Origin of the sequence: Corynebacterium faecale (assembly GCF_030408735.1) — a bacterium.
Classification (GTDB): domain Bacteria; phylum Actinomycetota; class Actinomycetes; order Mycobacteriales; family Mycobacteriaceae; genus Corynebacterium; species Corynebacterium faecale.
On sequence record NZ_CP047204.1, the window covers coordinates 2,737,346 to 2,755,189 of the forward strand.

Genomic DNA, 17,844 nt, shown 5'->3' on the forward strand with positions numbered 1-17,844 from the left:
CAGCTCTCCGTCAGTTCTTCTTCCGGGAAATCTCTTCGATTCGGCGGCTCATGTGAGCACCGACCTTGCCGATCTCCGGCTCATCCACGATGGCCAGGTGGTCACCGTTGAGCTGGATGATCTCCAATTCCTCAACGATAGCCGACCAACCACCGTCCAGATCAATATGGGCATAGTTGGGTTCGAGCTCAATAGCTCCATCATGCATGCGTTCGGCACGGAACAACAACACCGGCACATCCACCTCTGCCCAGCGGGTGAAGTCCAGCTTGTCCAGGATGCGGTTATCCACGAAGGAGGCACGCTGGTGCTCAAGCACACCGGCGGACAATCCGTGGGCGGAGGCATCCGTGGTGGCCAGGAACTCGCCCAGCATGCTCAGCAGACCATCCTCGCCGGCGGTTTCCAGGAACTCATAGGGCACCTCGAACTCCAGACCGTAGGTCTTCTGCGCGAAGGAGGCATAGCGCTCCCAACGGGCACGGGTCTCTTCAGGGGTGTCCGGGATCGGCTGGGATGGGCGGACCGTATCCATCAGCGCGATGGTGACCACATCCACGTCCGTCTCCTGCAGCTTATGGGCGACCTCGAAGGCGAGCGCGCCACCGAAGCTCCAACCACCGAGAATGACCGGCAGTCCCTCGGAATACTTCACAATGTCATCGACATACTCGGCACAGCGGTCCTCGAGGCTGCCCTCGAGTCGCTCCACACCGTAGACGGGGACATCGGCTGGCAGACGGCGCATCAGTGGCTGGTACACCACGGAGGAACCACCGGCCGGGTGGAACATGAACACGGCCGGCGCTGTGGATCCCTCCCCGCGGGCACGCAGGACACGGATATTGCCCTCCACCTCTGTCTCCAGGCCCTCACGGACCAGGTCGGACAGTGGTTCCAGGGTTTCTGCCGCCAGGACCTGTTCGGTGGTGATCTCCACACCGGAACGCTCGGTGAGGCGCTCGGCGATGCGGGTGGCGGTATCCACGTCGATTTCCGCCAGGGGGCTCGTGATACCCGCGGCGGCCTTGCCGGTCAGACCGGCCCAGGTGCCGAACACCATGCGCTCGGAGGCATCACGTGGGGCCACGCCCACGCCGGCTGGGGTCTCATCAGCCACCGGTGCCGATACACCCGCAGCACCTGCCGGATCAGCGAGTGCCGCTGGTGCCTCGGAGATCTCCGTGGCGGCCTCTGCGGCCGCTTCGCCGGCAACCTCAGTGGTGAGCGCACCGATCGGGCCGTCGCTAAGCACCGGGCCGGCAGGCGCCTCCTTGGTGCGGTCGGCCACCAGCTCCTCGACCAGGGTGACCGCGTCGGCCACAGAAGCGTCGCGCAGCACCTGGACCTGCAGGGGCGGGATCTGGAAATCGTTTTCAATGCGGTTCTTGATGCGCATGCCCATGAGGGAATCCAGGCCGAGATCAATCAGCGGGAGTTCGCGTGGGAGGTCATCCACGTCATAGCCCATGGCCTCAGAGACAATCGCACGCATGCGCTCCTCCACCGTCTCGGTGGCGGGATCCCAACGGACAGCCTCGAAATCCAGCGGCAGGTCAGAGAGCTGGGCAGGTGGCTCAGGCAGCTCCGACTCGATCGGCTCGGAGGTCACACCGAAACCCGGGGCGGCGGCGAAGCCTTCAGCAACCAGAATGGTGTTCTCACCGATGACCTTGTACACGGACAGGCTCAGGCCCCCGAGGTTGCGGGAGACCATGGTGGTGATCTCGCCGCTCGGTGGGAGCATGTCGCGCTCATCCACGGCCACCAGGGACGCGCCCGGAAGCACAGCATCAGCGGCGGTCTCCATGACCGCGATTGCGGATGGAGCCAGCTCCGCCACGGTGGTGAAGGCAACGTTGTTGTTCGGCAGGGTCACACGGATGCCCGGCAGATCCGGGGTGGAACCGCTGCTCGGACGGGCGGAGGTCCAGAAACGCTGGTGCTTCCAGGTGATGTGCGGTGGGTCAATGATCTCACCGGCGCCGTAGAGCTGGCCGAAATCAATAGCCGCGCCGTTGACGTACATCTTGGCCATCAGGTCACGCAGCGCCTCGGCGTCGGAGACCTTGCGCTTGAGGGTGAACAGCAGCTGTGTATCAGGCTTGCCTACGGTGAACGCGGTGTTCATCATGCCCATCAACGCGACCGGGTTCGGGGAAATTTCCACCAGGGTGGTGTAACCGGCACCGAAGGCGGCTTCGGTGGCGTCCTGGAAGTACACGGAGTTACGGGTGCAGCGCACCAGGTACTCCGGGTCGTGGACAACATTGCCCGGCTGGTAGGTGACACCCTGATCCACGGAGCTGAACAGTGGGATGGTCAGTGGCTGTGGCTCAATGCCGGCGATCTCGCCCGCGAGTTCACCCAGCAACGGTTCGACGGCGCTGGTGTGGCCGGCGCCCTTGACGTTGAGGAGGCGGGCGAATTTGCCCTGTTCCTCCAGGATCTCCACGAGCTTGATCACGGCCTGGCGGTCACCACCGACGGTGGTCATGCCCGGTGCGGCGTACACGGCCGGCTCGATGTCAGCGAGGTCCGTGTGACCGGCGTTGAACTTCTCCAGGTCCTCGGTGGACAGTTCCACCACGGCCATCGCGCCGAGCTGATCCTCAGGCAGGGACTTCTCACCCTCGCCCATGAGGCGGGAACGGTGGCTGGCGATGAGCATGGTGTCGCGGTCGGATAAACCACCTGCGGCGTACGCTGCGGCGATCTCACCCATGGACATACCCATGACGGCCGCCGGGCGGATGCCGAAGCTGGCCAGCAGGTCGGTCAGTGCGATCTGGATGGCGGTGATGGCCACCTGTGCGGTCTCGGTGTCATAGGTCTGCTCATCATCCACGACGATGTCCATGATGGACCAGCCGGATTCGAACTGGACCATCTCATCCAGTTCTTCAATGCGCTCGCGGAACTGCGGGGACAGCGAGCAGAGATCCTTGATCATCTTGCGGTGCTGGGAACCGAAGCCGGAGTAGACGAAGACGGGGCCGTTGGGGGCCGGGGAGTCGGCTGCGGAGATACCCACGCTGACCTTGCCCTCGGAGACCTGGCGCAGGCGCTTGACGGCTTCTTCGACGGTGCTGGCGAGCACCACGGCGCGGGAGCGGCCGTGGTTGCGACGCGCCAGAGCGCGGGCGACCGGGGTGAGGTCGGCGTCGGAGCGCCCCTCCAGGAAGTCCGCGAGATCGGCGGCTGCTTGTCGACGCCGCGACGGCAGGTGTCCCGACACCGGCAGCGCGACCATGGCGTCGGCGAGTTGTGCGGCCTGTGGCTTAGTCGCCTCAAGCTCCGTGGCGTAATTCTCCGCATTGAACTCGGAGACCACCACGTGGGCGTTGGTACCACCGAAACCGAAACCGGAGACTCCGGCGATGGCGTGGCCACTGTACTGCGGCCATTCCCGTGGGTCCTCCACCACTTCGAGGCGCTCGGCATCGAAGTCGATATAACGGTTGGGGCCGGCGTAGTTAACAGACGGTGGCAGGGTCTTGTTCTGCATGGCCAGCACCACCTTGATGATGCCCGCGGCACCCGCGGCGGACTCGGTGTGGCCGAAGTTTGTCTTGGCAGAACCCAGCAGCGTCGGGGTGTCCGAGTCACGGCCCTGCCCCAGCACAGCACCCAGTGCGGTGGCCTCGATCGGATCACCGAGAATGGTTCCGGTGCCGTGGGCCTCCACATAATCCACGGTGGTGGGATCAACGCGGGCATCCACATAGGCGCGCTGCAGCACGTCGATCTGCGCCTCGGGGTTCGGGGCGGTCAGTCCGTTGGAGTGGCCATCGGAGTTCACGGCGGAACCCTTGATCACAGCGAGAATCTCATCGTTATCGGCGATGGCATCACTGACACGCTTGAGCACGAGCACACCGGCACCGTCAGAACGCACGAAGCCGTCAGCATCATCGGAGAATGCATGGATCTTACCGGTCGGGCTGATCACACCCAGCTCAGCGAAGGCGGTGGTCACGAACGGTGAAGCCAGGATGTTCACACCGCCGGCGATGGCGTGGTCGGCATCGCCTGAGCGGAGTGCACGCACCGCCTGGTGGATCGCCACCAGGGAGGAGGAACATGCAGTGTCCACGTTGACGGACGGTCCACGGAAATCGAAGGCGTAGTTGATGCGGTTGGCCACGATCGCACTGGAGGTACCGGTCAGGGCATAGGGGTGCGCCTCGGCCGGGTCGGCGGCGATCATCATGCCGTAGTCATTGTTGGAGGATCCGATGAACACACCCACCGACTCACCGCGCAGGGTGTTCGGTGCGATGCGGGCACTTTCCAGTGCCTCCCAGGTCAGCTCCAGGAGGATGCGCTGCTGCGGATCCATGTTGGCTGCCTCAAGTGGGGACAGCCCGAAGAACTCAGCATCGAAGCTGGCGATATCCGGCAGGTAACCACCGATGGTGGAGAATTCCTCCATCTTGCGGGCCATGACCTCATCACCGGCGTACTCGGACCAGCGACCGATCGGGAGTTCTCCGATGCCATCGCGGCCCTCCACCAGGAGCTTCCACATCTCCTCGGTGTTGCCGGCACCCGGGTAGCGGGCCGCCATGCCAACCACAGCGATGTCGTGGTTGCCGGGTGCGGAATCAATCGCGGTGAAGTTGAGTTCACGCTTGACATTGGTGCGTTCCGGCTCGCCGTCGATCAGGCGCTGGGCCAGACCACGGATCGTCGGGTACTCATAAGCGATGGTGGCATCCAGGGTGACATCCAGGAGGTTCTCCAGTTCACCGGAGAGCACGACAACATCGCGGGATGAGAGACCGAAGGTCTCCATCGCCTTGTCATCCGTTACTTCTTCCTGCGGAAGCCCGGTGGTGCGGACCACCCAGTCCCGAAGCCAGGTGCGGACCTGTTCAGCGGTCATCTTCTGATCCGACGATTGGCTCTGTCCCATATGGATGGCCTCAGCCTTTCACATCGATTGATTCTTAACACTCATCTGCATCCATCTTCCATAGGCGGCAGGGCTCATGGAGCTGCCTGCCGCCGTGGCCATATATTCCTCGGCCTGAAAGATGCTTATCCAGAACCTTATCGCCCCATGCGCCACAAATGTTTCATCCACAGCTCACAGCATGATTAATTTCTGAAATTAACAAAGGGTAAAGCTTAGCAAAACCAAAGCCCCTGATGGGAATCTGCGACAGTTGGCCTGTGAATCATCCTGGTTTGCCCGTGGGTTGAGGCACCTGGCAAAAAGGGAGCAGTCACCACTTCCGGTGTGTCACCGCAGCGCGGTGGCTGCTCCCCCAGTCCTACTTGCCCTCAGCGATGTAATTGCGCTGATTCACCTTGCGGGCAATCTTGCCGGAGGAGGAACGCGCGATCTCATCAGCGGCGAGGATACGGATATCCTCAGGGACCACACCGTGAGCATTGCTGACCTCAGCACGGATGGCCTCAATGGCGGCGGCGTCACCGGAATCATCGGCGGAGCTGTCACGCTCGGCGAAGATGATGAGCTTTTCCACGTCATCGCCTGGGACCGCGAAGGCAGCCACGGAATCCGCACGGATGTGGGCGGAGGCACGCTGGACGGTGTACTCGATGTCCTGCGGGTAATGGTTCCGGCCGGCGACCACGATCAGGTCCTTGATGCGACCCGTGATGTAGAGCTCATTGTCCACGATCACTCCGAGGTCACCGGTGGCCATCCAGTAGTTGTCATCAGGTGCGCCGGCGGCACGGGAGTTCTCCGCCAGGGGGGTCTTCAGACGGTTGCGGAAGGTCTCTGCGGTGTCCTCCTCGCGGTCGAGGTAACCAGCGGCGGTGTTCTCACCGTGGGTCCAGATCTCACCGATCTGGCTATCCTCCAGCTCAGTGGCGGTCTCCGGATCAACGATCACCAGGTTCTGGGGGGTGGCCACCTGACCATTGGAGATGAACGACACCGCTTCCGGGTGATCCTTCTCCACCAGCTCCACGCGGTTCTCGGTGAGAGCCTCGCGGTCGAAGTAGGAGATCAGTGGGCGGTTCTCCGTCTGCGGGGTGGTCACCAGCAGGGAGGCCTCCGCCAGACCATAGGACGGACGCAGGGACTGTACCGGCAGACCGTAGGGCTCGAAAGCCTCGCGGAAGGTGGTGATGGCCTTCTCAGTGACAGGCTCGGAACCGATGACGATGGCATCAAGTGCGGAGAGGTCAAGCTCCTCGCCCTCGGCAGGCTTGGCGTAGCGTGCAGCCAGCTCGAGTGCGAAGTTCGGCACCACGGTGTACACGTTGTTGTCACCTTCGCGACGGTGGAGCTGCTTGATCCACCGGGATGGCTGCTGGACGAAGTCACGCGGGCTCATGAACTCATTGTCCAGGCCGAGCATGGTGACAAACGCCGCGAGGATGATGCCCATGTCATGGTGCAGTGGCAGCCAGAACACCAGGCGCAGCGGGGTCTGGATCTTCACCGCGGAGAAAATCTGCAGCACGTTGGTGAGGATGGAGCGGTTGGTCAGCACCACACCTGCCGGGGTGCGGGTGGAACCCGAGGTGTACTGCAGGAATGCGGTGAGATCGATCGGGGCGACCTGACGCATGGCGGACAGGCGCTTACCTGCCTCGGACATCATCGGGTTCTCATAGGAGTCCGCCAGGGAATCCGGCAGGGAATCCACCGCGAGGATACGGGGACGCTCAGCTGCTGGGAGGGCGGAGAAGTGCTTGCGCACCGCACCTGCGGAGTGGGAGTTGGTGAGCACAACCACCGGCTCGCAGTCAGCGAAGACAGCGGTGAGGTGATCAGCGTGGCCGGGTTCGGTCGGGTCATAGAGCGGCACCGGAACCACACCTGCGTAGATAGCACCCAGGAAGCTGAAGATGTACTCGGGGCTGTTATTCGCCAGGATCGCGGCGCGGTCACCGATGGTGGCCACCTGCTGCAAACGCCCTGCGACGGCCTTGATGCGGGTGTTGATCTGCTCGCGGGTGTACTCCACCGCCTTGCCCTCACGGGAATCGGTGTAGTCCCAGAAGCGCATGCGCACCTTGTCGCCGCCACCTTCAGCGATGTCCGCCTGGTACATGAACTCAGCCATCGCGGCGAGGGTCATGAATGGAGGCAGGTTCAGCCCACCGTCCTCGTCGAAGAATGAGCCGATCGCTTTATCCAGATCCATAATGTCCCTTTAACTTTGTCGCTAACAGTTCACTGAGTCATTCAGACACATCCCCCGGGGGATGCGCGGCAGACCAATGGTCACCTTGCCCATCGCCCGGGAACTCTGATTCATTACTTTTGGAAATAATATTAGTCGAGCACCGGGGGTGTCCCCCAACTCCCAGGAAATACAGCTGATTTTACATTCATCGGAAGTTGGGAGTTTGCCACCACAATCCCACTGTTGTAGCTCCACCGTGACTAGCTGTACTTCCTTGTGACCTGGTGGCACAAACCGCGATAAATGGGAAGCCCAAACCTAATTAGGCAGCCACATGCTGAATTTCCTAGCCACTCATCAAGCTGTAGTTCAACTACAGGAGCCACCGCTGAATGACTTATCCGCTTTCAACCCAGTTTTCCGCACATCCGACCAAGCCAGAAGTATTAGGCGTGATACCGCTTCACCAGATAAGGGTCGCCATGGACGAAAGAGCTCTTGATAATTCTAGCCAACGAACTGGTTCGAGAGGAGAAACTGAAGCGTCACTGACAGGTGTATTCATCCATCTTTTAGTAGGCCCTGGCCCCTAATAGCCAGGGCTTCACAGTCTCAGAGTTTAGTCTCAAGACTTCTGCTGCAATCAGATTTGATGACGATCAAGGCAATGCGTTGAGAGAACTCGGTGCGGAACTGGAGCCGGACTCACAGCTTAGCCATTCCAAAACTCTATTCCGTTGGGTTTAAACGGTGGCAAGTCCCACAGATACAACCTTCCCCCACGAGAGGTAGTAGATGGTTAATTTTCAATTCTTCTATGGAACCCAGTCGGAACCAGAAGTGAACCACCTATGCCTCGCCACCGAGATCACCAATCCGATGAAACATGGTTGTGACGTGGGGAGCCAAATTCGGCCCAGCCACTTTGAGCAGCCCACCGTTCTTTTTGTGGTGACTACTAATAACCAACTCCGGAAAATAATGTTTCCAGAGTTAGCCTTGGTAGCCATCCACATCTCATAGTGATCAGTTAGGAAGAAGAACGAGAGCGACGGTCTCCGTTTCTACCAATTTGCAAGAGATCCTTGATAGTCAGTGCTCAGAACCTCCACCATCTGCAGTTCGACATACACCGGGTCCTGTGAATCCAAGGGATTTCCAGCAGTAAAAACGTATTTGAGGGGATTTACTTCGCGATCCGTCATCGGTACGAGAAACTCTGGCAAAGTACGGATGCTGTTGGATCTAAGGCTAAGAATTTCCAAAGCTGGCAAGGTCTGAATTCCTTCTGGCACTTGAGTAAGCGCCGCATTTTCCAAGCCGAGTACTCGTAGCGACCTCATCCCCGACAACTCCAAGGGCAGTGCAAATGACGAAGGACCATAAATTCTCAGAGATTTGAGATTACTTAAACGGTTAATGCTATCCGGGATAGTGGTCAAGCGTGGTGAATCGATCACTAGTTCCTCAAGGGAGTAGAGATCACCCACCGTCGGTGGGAGTGATTCAAAAGAATTTCCCCATACGCTGAGAGATTTAAGCATATTTGCTTGCCCCAGTGATGGAGGAAGAGTTTTCAGCCAATCATTCCCACTCAAGCTCAATTGTTCCAACTTTGTGAGCCCCCCGAAAGCATCAGGAAGAGAAGTGATTCCAGTTGAATCCAGCTGGAGGGTCGCCAGGTTTGGATTATGCGCCAATGAATCTGGAAGAGTTTTGAGCGCATCAGCCTGCATGATGTCAACCCTTACTAACCTTCCACCAAGGAACAATTCCTCCGGTAACGATTCAACGGAGCCTATCGAATAAAAATCTAAAACCTCCAAGCTTGGGAATACTCCAGCTGGTTGCGGAAAACCTTCCCAATCCCACGACCAATTTATGTCCATCCGCCTTAAACGCGGAAGTCCGGAAAGATCAGGAATTGATTTGAGATTGGAAACATTTAGGCTCTCGAGATTTAAAGCAAATTGAAGCCCTTCAAGTCTGGCCTCTCCACCAGACCGAGGGTCAAAATTTATAGCTTGGATCGTTTCCATCTCAGCTTGAGAAATCTGATGGTTCAGATCCTCACCTCGATTAAAGTGTTCCTGGTTCAGGTAGGTCCTGAAAGCTCCTCGAGGAACGACGTTTGCCGGATCAAACTCCACGTCCTCGGGATCCACACTCAAACCAGCGCATAGGTCATTTTCTTCTTGGATGGTCAACCAATCGCCGCCCAGACTGTCAGACCAGAGGAGAAGAGAGTAGTTGATAGATACTTTGACATCTCCCTTGAGAGAGCAACTAAGGGATTCATTCCGCAATTGCGCATCAAATCGTGAGCGCAGGACGGTCTTGATACCGAGCTTGCCACGAATAGGAACTATAAACCCGATATTTAGCGCGACTTCGGCACCCGCTTCTACGGAAGCTTCAACATTAAGATCACCGCGAAGATTCTTACTCGCGGAAGTGGAATTCCAAGAATGCTCAAGCGGGCTAACCGTGTCGTTTTTGTACTGAATACCTGTAGTATTTCCTGCATTGAATTTATACTCATATCTGAAACTGCCAGAGGCGGATAGTGATGCCTTCAGAACCACATCAGAGGTGTAAGTGACAGAAATCGGGGTTCCGGGCACCGCGAAATCAAACCTGATGTCTGCAATTTTTTGCTCAACGGAGGCCGAAAATGCCCTGCGTGCTTCAAAATCGGCATCAAACCATGCGACGGACTTCGACTTTAAAGTAAGTTGGTTAACTTTCTTTAAGGAAACGTCAGCGTACGCCTCACCATAGAATTCAAGTGCACCATTGATTTCTGCAGCATCAATGGCAGGTAACTTTTCTGCCAAGTCCATCTTGAATGGAACACCGCCTAACTTCTTGCTGTAGGACGCACCTGACATATACCTCGCGATGGCTGCCTGATCTTCCGGATCGGCGATCCCTTCCCCGTCCATCCAATCCGGCCGGGCTGCAATAACCTCATCGCCTGATAGATAATTACCTACCTCTACGCCTTCGGCAGGAATGATCTCGACATTCTCCACTTGACCGGAGAGGTCGACCAACCCCTTGGTGTCAACAATCACATCGCTAAGTTCACCTTGCCGGGTTGTCACCATCGCCATCTCGGCAGTGTGGTTGACACTAATGCTATCGATGACGAGCAACGCACCCTCTGGGAAATTGACCGATGGTTCAATCGCAAGAATCATTCCCTCGACGAGGTTGTGATCACCCACTTGGTCCGCTGGAATAAGATGATCACCGAAAAGATTTGCAGCAGAGATTCCAGTACCAAAAATAGACTCGATCAGATTTTCATCAGCATTGTCGATCCGGTCGTTCACTACGATGTCATCGATTGATGCCGTAGGAATATCTGCTTCATCCGGATGAATCGGGTCCTCAACTACAGGTTCTGGAACTACGGTCGTGGTTGGGGCCGTCGTGGTTGGTTCCGTGGTTGGGGCCGTCGTGGTTGGTTCCGTGGTTGGGGCCGTCGTGGTTGGTTCCGTGGTTGGGGCCGTCGTGGTTGGTTCCGTGGTTGGGGCCGTCGTGGTTGGTTCCGTGGTTGGGGCCGTCGTGGTTGGTTCCGTGGTTGGGGCCGTCGTGGTTGGTTTCGTCGTCGTTGGCTTCGGGTCGCTCTTGCTGGAACTACCACTGCCACCCAGTAGTGCGAAAATGCCTGCAAGAACTGCTACGACAACACCGGCGACCACACCGATGATCGGGAATCTGGTGTTGCCGATAACCAGAGAATCTCCGTCTACAGTGGGCCAACCCGCCTGCGCAGCTACGGGAGTGATGTCAGAGAAATCGACTTGTTTAAGGGCTGCTTGTTCCGCAGCCACATGGACAGGGTGATCAGGCCCATTTGCAGGGCGAACCTCGCTCATCACCAGTGATACTGAAAGCACCAGGGCGAGGGTTAGGGAAAGTGGTTTGAAAAGTTTCACACCCAAAAATTAACACTCGGAATGGCAACCTCAGCAAGGTTCAGAAGCTCCCACCCCTGCAGGTGCCACAGAAACTGGCGCCCCTAAATTCAGGGGCTTTTCCCGAAAAAGCAGGCACTAACTGCACTTATCTAAATGCTGGGAAAATCATGTGAGATAAATTGCACAGTGCTGGCAAGTTGCTTTGCGGGGGTTTTCGTCGACAAGCACCAAGCACCTAACCGTTTTCAATCAAGTCAACCGCCCAATCCACCAACCAGGCGTTGGTGGTGGTCCCGGGGACCACGTTGGGGTTGGAGGCGTACTGGGCGTGGATGCCGTTGGCAGCCACCATCTCCAGGGCGCGGTCCAGGGCATTGCCGATATCCCGGGGGGCATCGCAGATGGAGTCATTGGCTGCGCAGATGTCGAAGACGCGGTCATTGAGTTCACCGAAACCACCCACGCGGGGGCCACGCATGGTGGCACCGGGGACGATTGGCTGCACGAGGAGGTTGAGAGGCTGCAGGGCCACTTCAGCGCCCACGCCGGCGACCGGGTTGCCCACGGTCTGGCCCACGCCAGGTTCGCGGCGACCGTCCGCAACCAGGGCGACACCCCTGATGCGTTCAGCCGGGATCGCGCCCTGACCTGAACCGAGCTGGGCCGCCAGGTCACCGGCGATCACCGCGCCCTGGGAGAAACCGACGATGACAAACTCGGTGAGTGGGCAATCATTGTGCATGCTGACCAGCTCGTTGGTCATCTTGGACAGACCTTCGGAGCGGGATTCGTCGTAGGTCATCTCATTCTGCGCGTTGATGTTGCGGAACTGCGCGGTGTACGGCAGGGTCCACACTTTCACGGTGTCGGCGTAGTACCGCTCCTGGAGCGGCTGCGTGACCGACAGCATGAAGGACCACGGGTTGGCCGTGGGGTTAACCGGGTCATCGTTGGGTGCTGATTCCCAGGTGCCCGGCGCAGAGATGAACTCCACGGCTGGGCACCAATCGGGCTGCTCCGGGGCCGCAGAGGTTCCGGTGACACCCGGTTCCTCCTGCAGATCGGTCTCATCCGATGTGGTCACATATTGCGCGATACCCACACCGATCAGGGTGAGAATGATCAGGACAGCGATGACGGTAAGGATTTTCCTCATCGGTTAACAATACGTCCGTTCGGCCGTTTCCCGAATCAGGGTGGCAACCTCGTCCGCCCGTTCCTCCGGCACATCCACGCGTCCCTGCGTGATCAGCTGCCCGGCGATGGCATCGACGGTGACGTTGTCATCGCCTCCCTCCAGCGCACGACAGACGGTGCCGGCCGTGGCGATCAACGGCTCCTCCACACCCTCAACATCGATGCCGCCCTCCCGCAGCCCATCCAGCAGATCAAGCTCCTGCGGGGTGCGCTGCGCCTCTGTTGACGGCGCCTCCGTCATCTCTGCCGCAGGTTGGTCCCGCGGTGCCGGCGAGGCCGGGCTGCCGGAAGCGCTTCTCGACGACTCGGTGGTCGTCGTTGTCTCCCGCGTTGCGGTATCCCGCGCGACGGAGGTGGTGGTCTCGGTGGAACCGGAGTTCCCCTCGACGGTGACACCACCGCATGCGGTGAGCAGGACGGACCCGAAGGCCAGGACAGCAACCGAGACGGTTCTGCGCCTGACCTTCATGGGAACCAGTGTGGAAAACTTCACCACTAACGGCTCTCCTCGATGCGACCGTTGACCTGACGGATGGTCCCATTCTGGAAGGTGATGGTCTCACCTCCCGCTGCGATGCGGGACTGGTCGGTGGTGGGCCAGCCGTACTCGCCCTGCTCGTAGCCCTTGGCGCCCCAGGCGTCGAAAAGCGCGCCGTAACGGATGAAGTGGGCACCGGACGCTGCGGACCAGTAGATGTTGCCGTTGGTGAACTCCTGGAAGGCACCACCGGCGATCAGGCGCTCATTGCCCGTGGGCATGCCGAGGGTGGATGCGGTATCGCCGTCCATGTACTTGGCTGCGATGGCACCACGGACCCAGTAGGCCTCGTCATTGTTGGAGCGGATGACATAACCGCCCTGGAACTCCTGGGCCAGTCCGCCATTAAATTCCTCTGCAGGGCCGACCGGGTAGCCGAGGCCGCCACGCTCAAAACCCTGGGTGCCCCATGCAGCGAGCATGTCACCCGGGATCTCCCACGGGCCGGTGGATGGGGACCAGTAGATGGATCCGTTCTGGAAGTGGACATAGCGGCCAACTCCGTCCGGGGTCCTCAGCTCGGTGGTGGTGGGGAAGCCCAGCCAGGAGTCAGGTCCACCCAGTTCGGAGTAGCGGGCGTTGATCCGTCCGACCAGTCCATAGGCACCGGTCTCAGCGGACCAGTAGGCACGGCCGTTGGCGAAGTCCTGGACCTGGCCACCTGCAACCGCGTACTCATCGTTCAGGCAGGAACCGAGGGCTCCGTCTGCGGTGGCATCGGCGATGGCACCGCTGGCGACGCAGTCCGCACCGCGATCCTCGGTGGACATACCGAGGGAATCAGCCATGTATGGCCATGCCTGGGTCAGCTCGAACTGCCAGTACGGCCAGGCGTGGACGCCGGACGGACGGAAGCTCTCATTGACCTCCACGCCTGCACGCCTGGCGGCATCAACGAAGGTCTGGCTGGTCATGCGGGAGATGAGCTCCAGGCCCACACCGGCGGCATTGGCCGGACCGGTGGCAGGGGATCCGTCCTGACCGTAATCATCAGTACCGGAACCGGCGGAAACATAGACCGACATGCCACGGAGGGCAGCAACATTGCGCTTCGGGTCATTTTCCAGCCAGCGCTCAGAACCGGCCTCGCCCCACATGGCGTTGACGTTGTATCCACCGGCATCGGCAAGTGCAGCACCGATGGCAGCCGGCATGGCGGAGGAGGTGGTGTCCAGGTAACCGGAGTAGGAACCGACGAAGCTGAACATCTCCGGGTGGTGGGTGGCCAGGTTGGCCGCGGCGGTGCCACCCATGGAGATACCATTGATGGCGCGTTCACCGTTGGAACGGAAGCCGTTGGTCAGAATCGGGGTGAGTTCCTCAATGAGGAAGGTCTCCCACTGGTAGTTCTTTCCATTGTTGGGCTCATTCCAGTCGGTGTAGAAAGAGCTCTCACCACCGACGGGCAGCACAATGATCGCATTCTTATCTGCGAAGAACTGCTCGATGTTGGTCTCGATGGTCCAACCCGACTGCTTCTCGATGGCACGCAGACCATCCAGTGCCCAGATCTCCGGGAACTGACGATCCGGGGATGAGTACCAGTCGCGGGGCAGCAGCAGCTGCACCTTGATCGGGCTCTCCGGCATGGCCGCGGATTGGATGCTTAAGACCACGTGGTGGGAGGTGACCCACTCAGCGCTGTTGACGCGGACGCCTTCAGGCAGGTTCTCGATGGCCGGGTAGGTGACCTCACCCTGAGGCAGTGCCTCATCGCGTGGGCGGAGGTAATCAGTGAGCCCATCGGCGATGCCACCGATCACACCACTGTCAATGAGCTCGGAGGATCCGAAGGAGGACTGCGCCGCCGCCGGGGATGCCAGTGAAAGGCTCAGTGCGATTGCCGTCGGCACAGCGCCAGCTGCGATCCAGAGGGAACGGCGCCTGGACTTAGGTGAACGTGATGCGGTGTCGCGCATGAAGTTGTCCTTCTCGTTATTTTTCGTTTGCGGCCTTCACAGACTGTCCAACTTACTTCACCCTGGCCCGATCCGGGAGTTCCCCGCTCCCCGACCGGACCTTAAGTGAATGAGGAAATGTCTGCCTGATTTGAGAATGTTCAGTTCTTCACTGTTTGTCGCCAGCCGGGACAGAAGGGTTACACCTGTGGGGTGTGAGCACTTCATAAAAAATCCTGACCGGACTCCAGATTGCCCTCAAGTTTAAGTTCAACTTGAGACTTTTTACAATGACACACCGAAGAATACTGGTTGTTTGCCAATCCGTCAGCCGAAACCGCCCCCCATTCAGGGTTCAAAGGGGCGGCACATCACGCAACAAGACGAACGGGCGAGGCTCCGGCCAATCAGCAGAGCCCCAAAAGTGACTACCTATAGGTGAAATAGGCCATAGCTGGGGGTGTTGTGGCGGCATTGCCCCAGCACGGCACCCGCCCCCGCTCCCAACCCTGAGAAGCAAACTTACGCCTTTTAAATGTGACCATTAGGATTCTTAGATAATACTTAATACCCACTTCTAGGACGCGAAGGAACCCCCATGGACTTTCTGCACCTTGTCTGGGTTGTCCTCGGCATCGGCGTCATGCTGCTGCTGAACATCAAATGGAAGATCAACGCGATGCTCGCGCTGTTGGTCGCTGCTCTTCTCATTGGTGTTCTCGAGGGCTTCCCCCTCATGGATCTACTCAATACAATCCAAGCTGGATTCGGCTCAACCCTCGGCTCCCTGGCCATCATCGTCGTTTTCGGTGCCGTCATCGGTAAATTAATGGTCGACTCGGGCGCCGCAGCCCAGATCGCAGACACCCTCATCGCCAAAATGGGTGTGGGCAAAGTCAAGGTGGCCATGGTCATCGCCGGCACCGTCTTCGGCCTGGCCATGTTCTACGAGGTCGCCTTCATCATCCTGGCACCACTTGTCATCGCCGTGGCGGTTGAGGCGAAGGTCCCATTCATGAAGATCGCCATCCCGGCGGTCGCAGCCACCACCACCGCCCACTCGCTCTTCCCACCGCAGCCCGGCCCGGTCGCCCTGGTGGATGCCTATGGTGCCGATATCGGCATGGTCTACATCCTCGGCATTGTGGTCGCCATCCCGACGGTGTTCGTCACCGGTTGGATCCTGCCGAAATTCCTCGGCAACCTCGACTACCCCGTTCCGAAGCTGCTGCGCGCCGAAGAGCCTGTCGCGGTGGAGGATCGCCCCTCCTTCGGCATCTCGCTGTTCGTCCCACTGATTCCCGCTCTCCTCATGATCGGTGCCACGATCCTCAACATCTGGCTCACCGAAGGGTCCCTGACCCACTCCATCGTGAACTTCTTCGGTTCCTCCGTGGTGTCGGTGTCCGTGGCCATGATCGCGGCCTTCTACTTCTACGCAATCCGCCCCAAACGTGGCATTGACTGGGCCATGGAGAATTTCGAGGGTGCCATCAAGTCCATCGCCATGGTGGTGCTCATCATCGGTGCGGGTGGGGCCCTCAAGCAGGTGATCATCGATACCGGCATCGGCGACTACATCGGTTCCCTCATGAGCGCCTCGTCGCTCTCCCCGTATCTCATGGCCTGGCTCATCACGGTGCTCATCCGTTTGGCCACAGGCCAGGGTGTGGTCTCCGCGATCACCGCAGCAGGCATCATCTCCGGCGCCCTCATGGATCCGACGGGCGTTCTCATCGGTGTGAACCCCGCCCTGCTGGTGCTGGCCACCGCCGCGGGTTCCAACACCCTCACCCACGTCAACGATGCCTCCTTCTGGCTGTTCAAGGGCTATTTCGACCTCTCGGTCAAAGACACTCTCAAGACCTGGGGCCTGCTCCAGCTGTGTAACTCCCTCGTCGGCCTGGGCGTGGTGATGCTGCTCAGCGTGTTCATCGGTTAACACACCGCTTATCCACGCCCCACCCCTCAGGTGGTTGCGGCAACGAAAAATGTCCGGCTCCCCAGGTGGGGAGCCGGACATTTTCATGGTGTGGACTTACCAGGCATTCATGACGTTGAGGACACGGTCCCTGGTCTTGTGTAGCTGGGAGTTGAACTCAGTCCAGCTGTGGATTCCGGTGTTGGGGTAATCAGCAGTGACGTTGAGCCCCTCCAGGCGGGCCTTGGCCTCCCAGACGCGGGTGGAGGTCATGGAAATGAATTCGAGGACGGATCCATTGATGCGATGATCCACGCGGGTGCCGTTATCCTGGGGTCCCCACAGACCGGATGCCGCAGAGACGTAGACATCCTTGCCACGCAGGCCGCCCATGTTCCAGAAGGGATCATTTTCGAAGCGACGCGGGTTGATGATCGATCCATACATGGCATTGACGTTGAATCCGCCGGTGTCCAGCATGGCCAGGCGCAGCATGGTCTGCATGCCAGGTGCCGTGGTGTTGAGGTATCCCGAGTAGGACAGTGCCTGACGGAACTGGCCCGGGTGCTTAGCAGCCAGGTTCAGGGCCGCGGTACCACCCATGGACAGGCCAGCGATGGAGTTATTGTTACGGGCAACACCGAAGTGCTGCTCGAGATAGGTGGGCAGCTCAGCGGTGAGGAAGGTCTCCCACATGTAGATGACCGGCTCAGCAGAGGACATGGTGGCAGGGTTGTTCCAGTCCGCGTAGAAAGAACCGGCTCCGCCAACGGGCATCACCAGGGTGATGTTGTGGGGATCGTAGAGTGCAGCAGCATTGGTGTCGACCAGCCAGGCGTTGGACCAGTTGGTGGCACGCATGCCATCCAACAGGTAGAAACCTGCGTTGCCACCACGCTGTGACGGCTGGATCTGGACAGTAATATTACGGCCCATCGCTGGTGAATAGACATCACAACGCTGCACCCCATTGCCTGCGCCATCCCAGTCACAGAAGCCTGTCGCGTCGGGGCGCAGCCAGCCACGGTTGTTGGCTTCGGCTGTGCCGGTGCCAACGACCATGAGACCAGCCGCCGTGATGAGCGCTACCAACAGGGCGATGAGCTTCTGGCTCACCACGCCGGCACGCGAAAATACGGACATGTTTCTCCTCCGGCAGAAATAGTTTTGAGAATTCGGCGTCAGCTATGCCGAGCATCTTGTGGGCCTATCTCGATTAACCACCGACACGTTACCAATACGTGAC

The 17,844-nt window shown here is 59.3% G+C and carries 9 protein-coding genes; 2 read left to right on the forward strand and 7 right to left on the reverse strand.

The genetic code is table 11. The features are described 5' to 3' along the window. Positions 1 to 10 precede the first annotated feature (10 nt). The 3 genes from pks13 to CFAEC_RS12440 all read right to left on the reverse strand — a co-directional run bounded on the left by pks13 (position 11) and on the right by CFAEC_RS12440 (position 10,453). Complete coding sequence (gene pks13, locus CFAEC_RS12430; protein ID WP_290277289.1) at positions 11 to 4,918, reverse strand: polyketide synthase Pks13; 4,908 nt, start codon at positions 4,916 to 4,918, stop codon at positions 11 to 13. 361 nt (positions 4,919 to 5,279) lie between these two features. Continuing rightward, a complete protein-coding gene (locus tag CFAEC_RS12435; protein WP_290277290.1) occupies positions 5,280 to 7,133 on the reverse strand; it encodes a FadD32-like long-chain-fatty-acid--AMP ligase in 1,854 nt (617 codons plus the stop codon). Positions 7,134 to 8,179: 1,046 nt separating this feature from the next. After that, a complete protein-coding gene (locus CFAEC_RS12440; protein WP_290277292.1) occupies positions 8,180 to 10,453 on the reverse strand; it encodes a leucine-rich repeat domain-containing protein in 2,274 nt (757 codons plus the stop codon). A 45-nt stretch (positions 10,454 to 10,498) separates the two neighbouring features. Here CFAEC_RS12440 and CFAEC_RS12445 point away from each other — a divergent pair, with 45 nt between their 5' ends. Then, complete coding sequence (locus tag CFAEC_RS12445) at positions 10,499 to 10,780, forward strand: hypothetical protein (protein ID WP_290277294.1); 282 nt, start codon at positions 10,499 to 10,501, stop codon at positions 10,778 to 10,780. Positions 10,781 to 11,279: 499 nt separating this feature from the next. On the opposite strand, the gene CFAEC_RS12450 is transcribed toward CFAEC_RS12445, so the two are convergent. The 3 genes from CFAEC_RS12450 to CFAEC_RS12460 are packed head-to-tail and all read right to left on the reverse strand — an operon-like array spanning position 11,280 to position 14,698. Continuing rightward, entirely contained in the window at positions 11,280 to 12,200 is a 921-nt protein-coding gene (locus tag CFAEC_RS12450) for a cutinase family protein (RefSeq protein ID WP_290277295.1), read from the reverse strand. Positions 12,201 to 12,203: 3 nt separating this feature from the next. Next, positions 12,204 to 12,734, reverse strand: a complete 531-nt coding sequence (locus CFAEC_RS12455) for a hypothetical protein (RefSeq protein WP_290277296.1) — start codon at positions 12,732 to 12,734, stop codon at positions 12,204 to 12,206. Positions 12,735 to 12,736: 2 nt separating this feature from the next. Continuing rightward, complete coding sequence (locus CFAEC_RS12460) at positions 12,737 to 14,698, reverse strand: alpha/beta hydrolase-fold protein (protein WP_290277297.1); 1,962 nt, start codon at positions 14,696 to 14,698, stop codon at positions 12,737 to 12,739. Positions 14,699 to 15,275: 577 nt separating this feature from the next. Here CFAEC_RS12460 and gntP point away from each other — a divergent pair. Next, complete coding sequence (gntP, locus tag CFAEC_RS12465; protein ID WP_290277299.1) at positions 15,276 to 16,619, forward strand: gluconate permease GntP; 1,344 nt, start codon at positions 15,276 to 15,278, stop codon at positions 16,617 to 16,619. A 96-nt stretch (positions 16,620 to 16,715) separates the two neighbouring features. Here gntP and CFAEC_RS12470 read toward each other — a convergent pair whose 3' ends face one another. Then, a complete protein-coding gene (locus tag CFAEC_RS12470; protein ID WP_290277301.1) occupies positions 16,716 to 17,741 on the reverse strand; it encodes an alpha/beta hydrolase in 1,026 nt (341 codons plus the stop codon). Between the last annotated feature and the right edge of the window lie 103 nt (positions 17,742 to 17,844).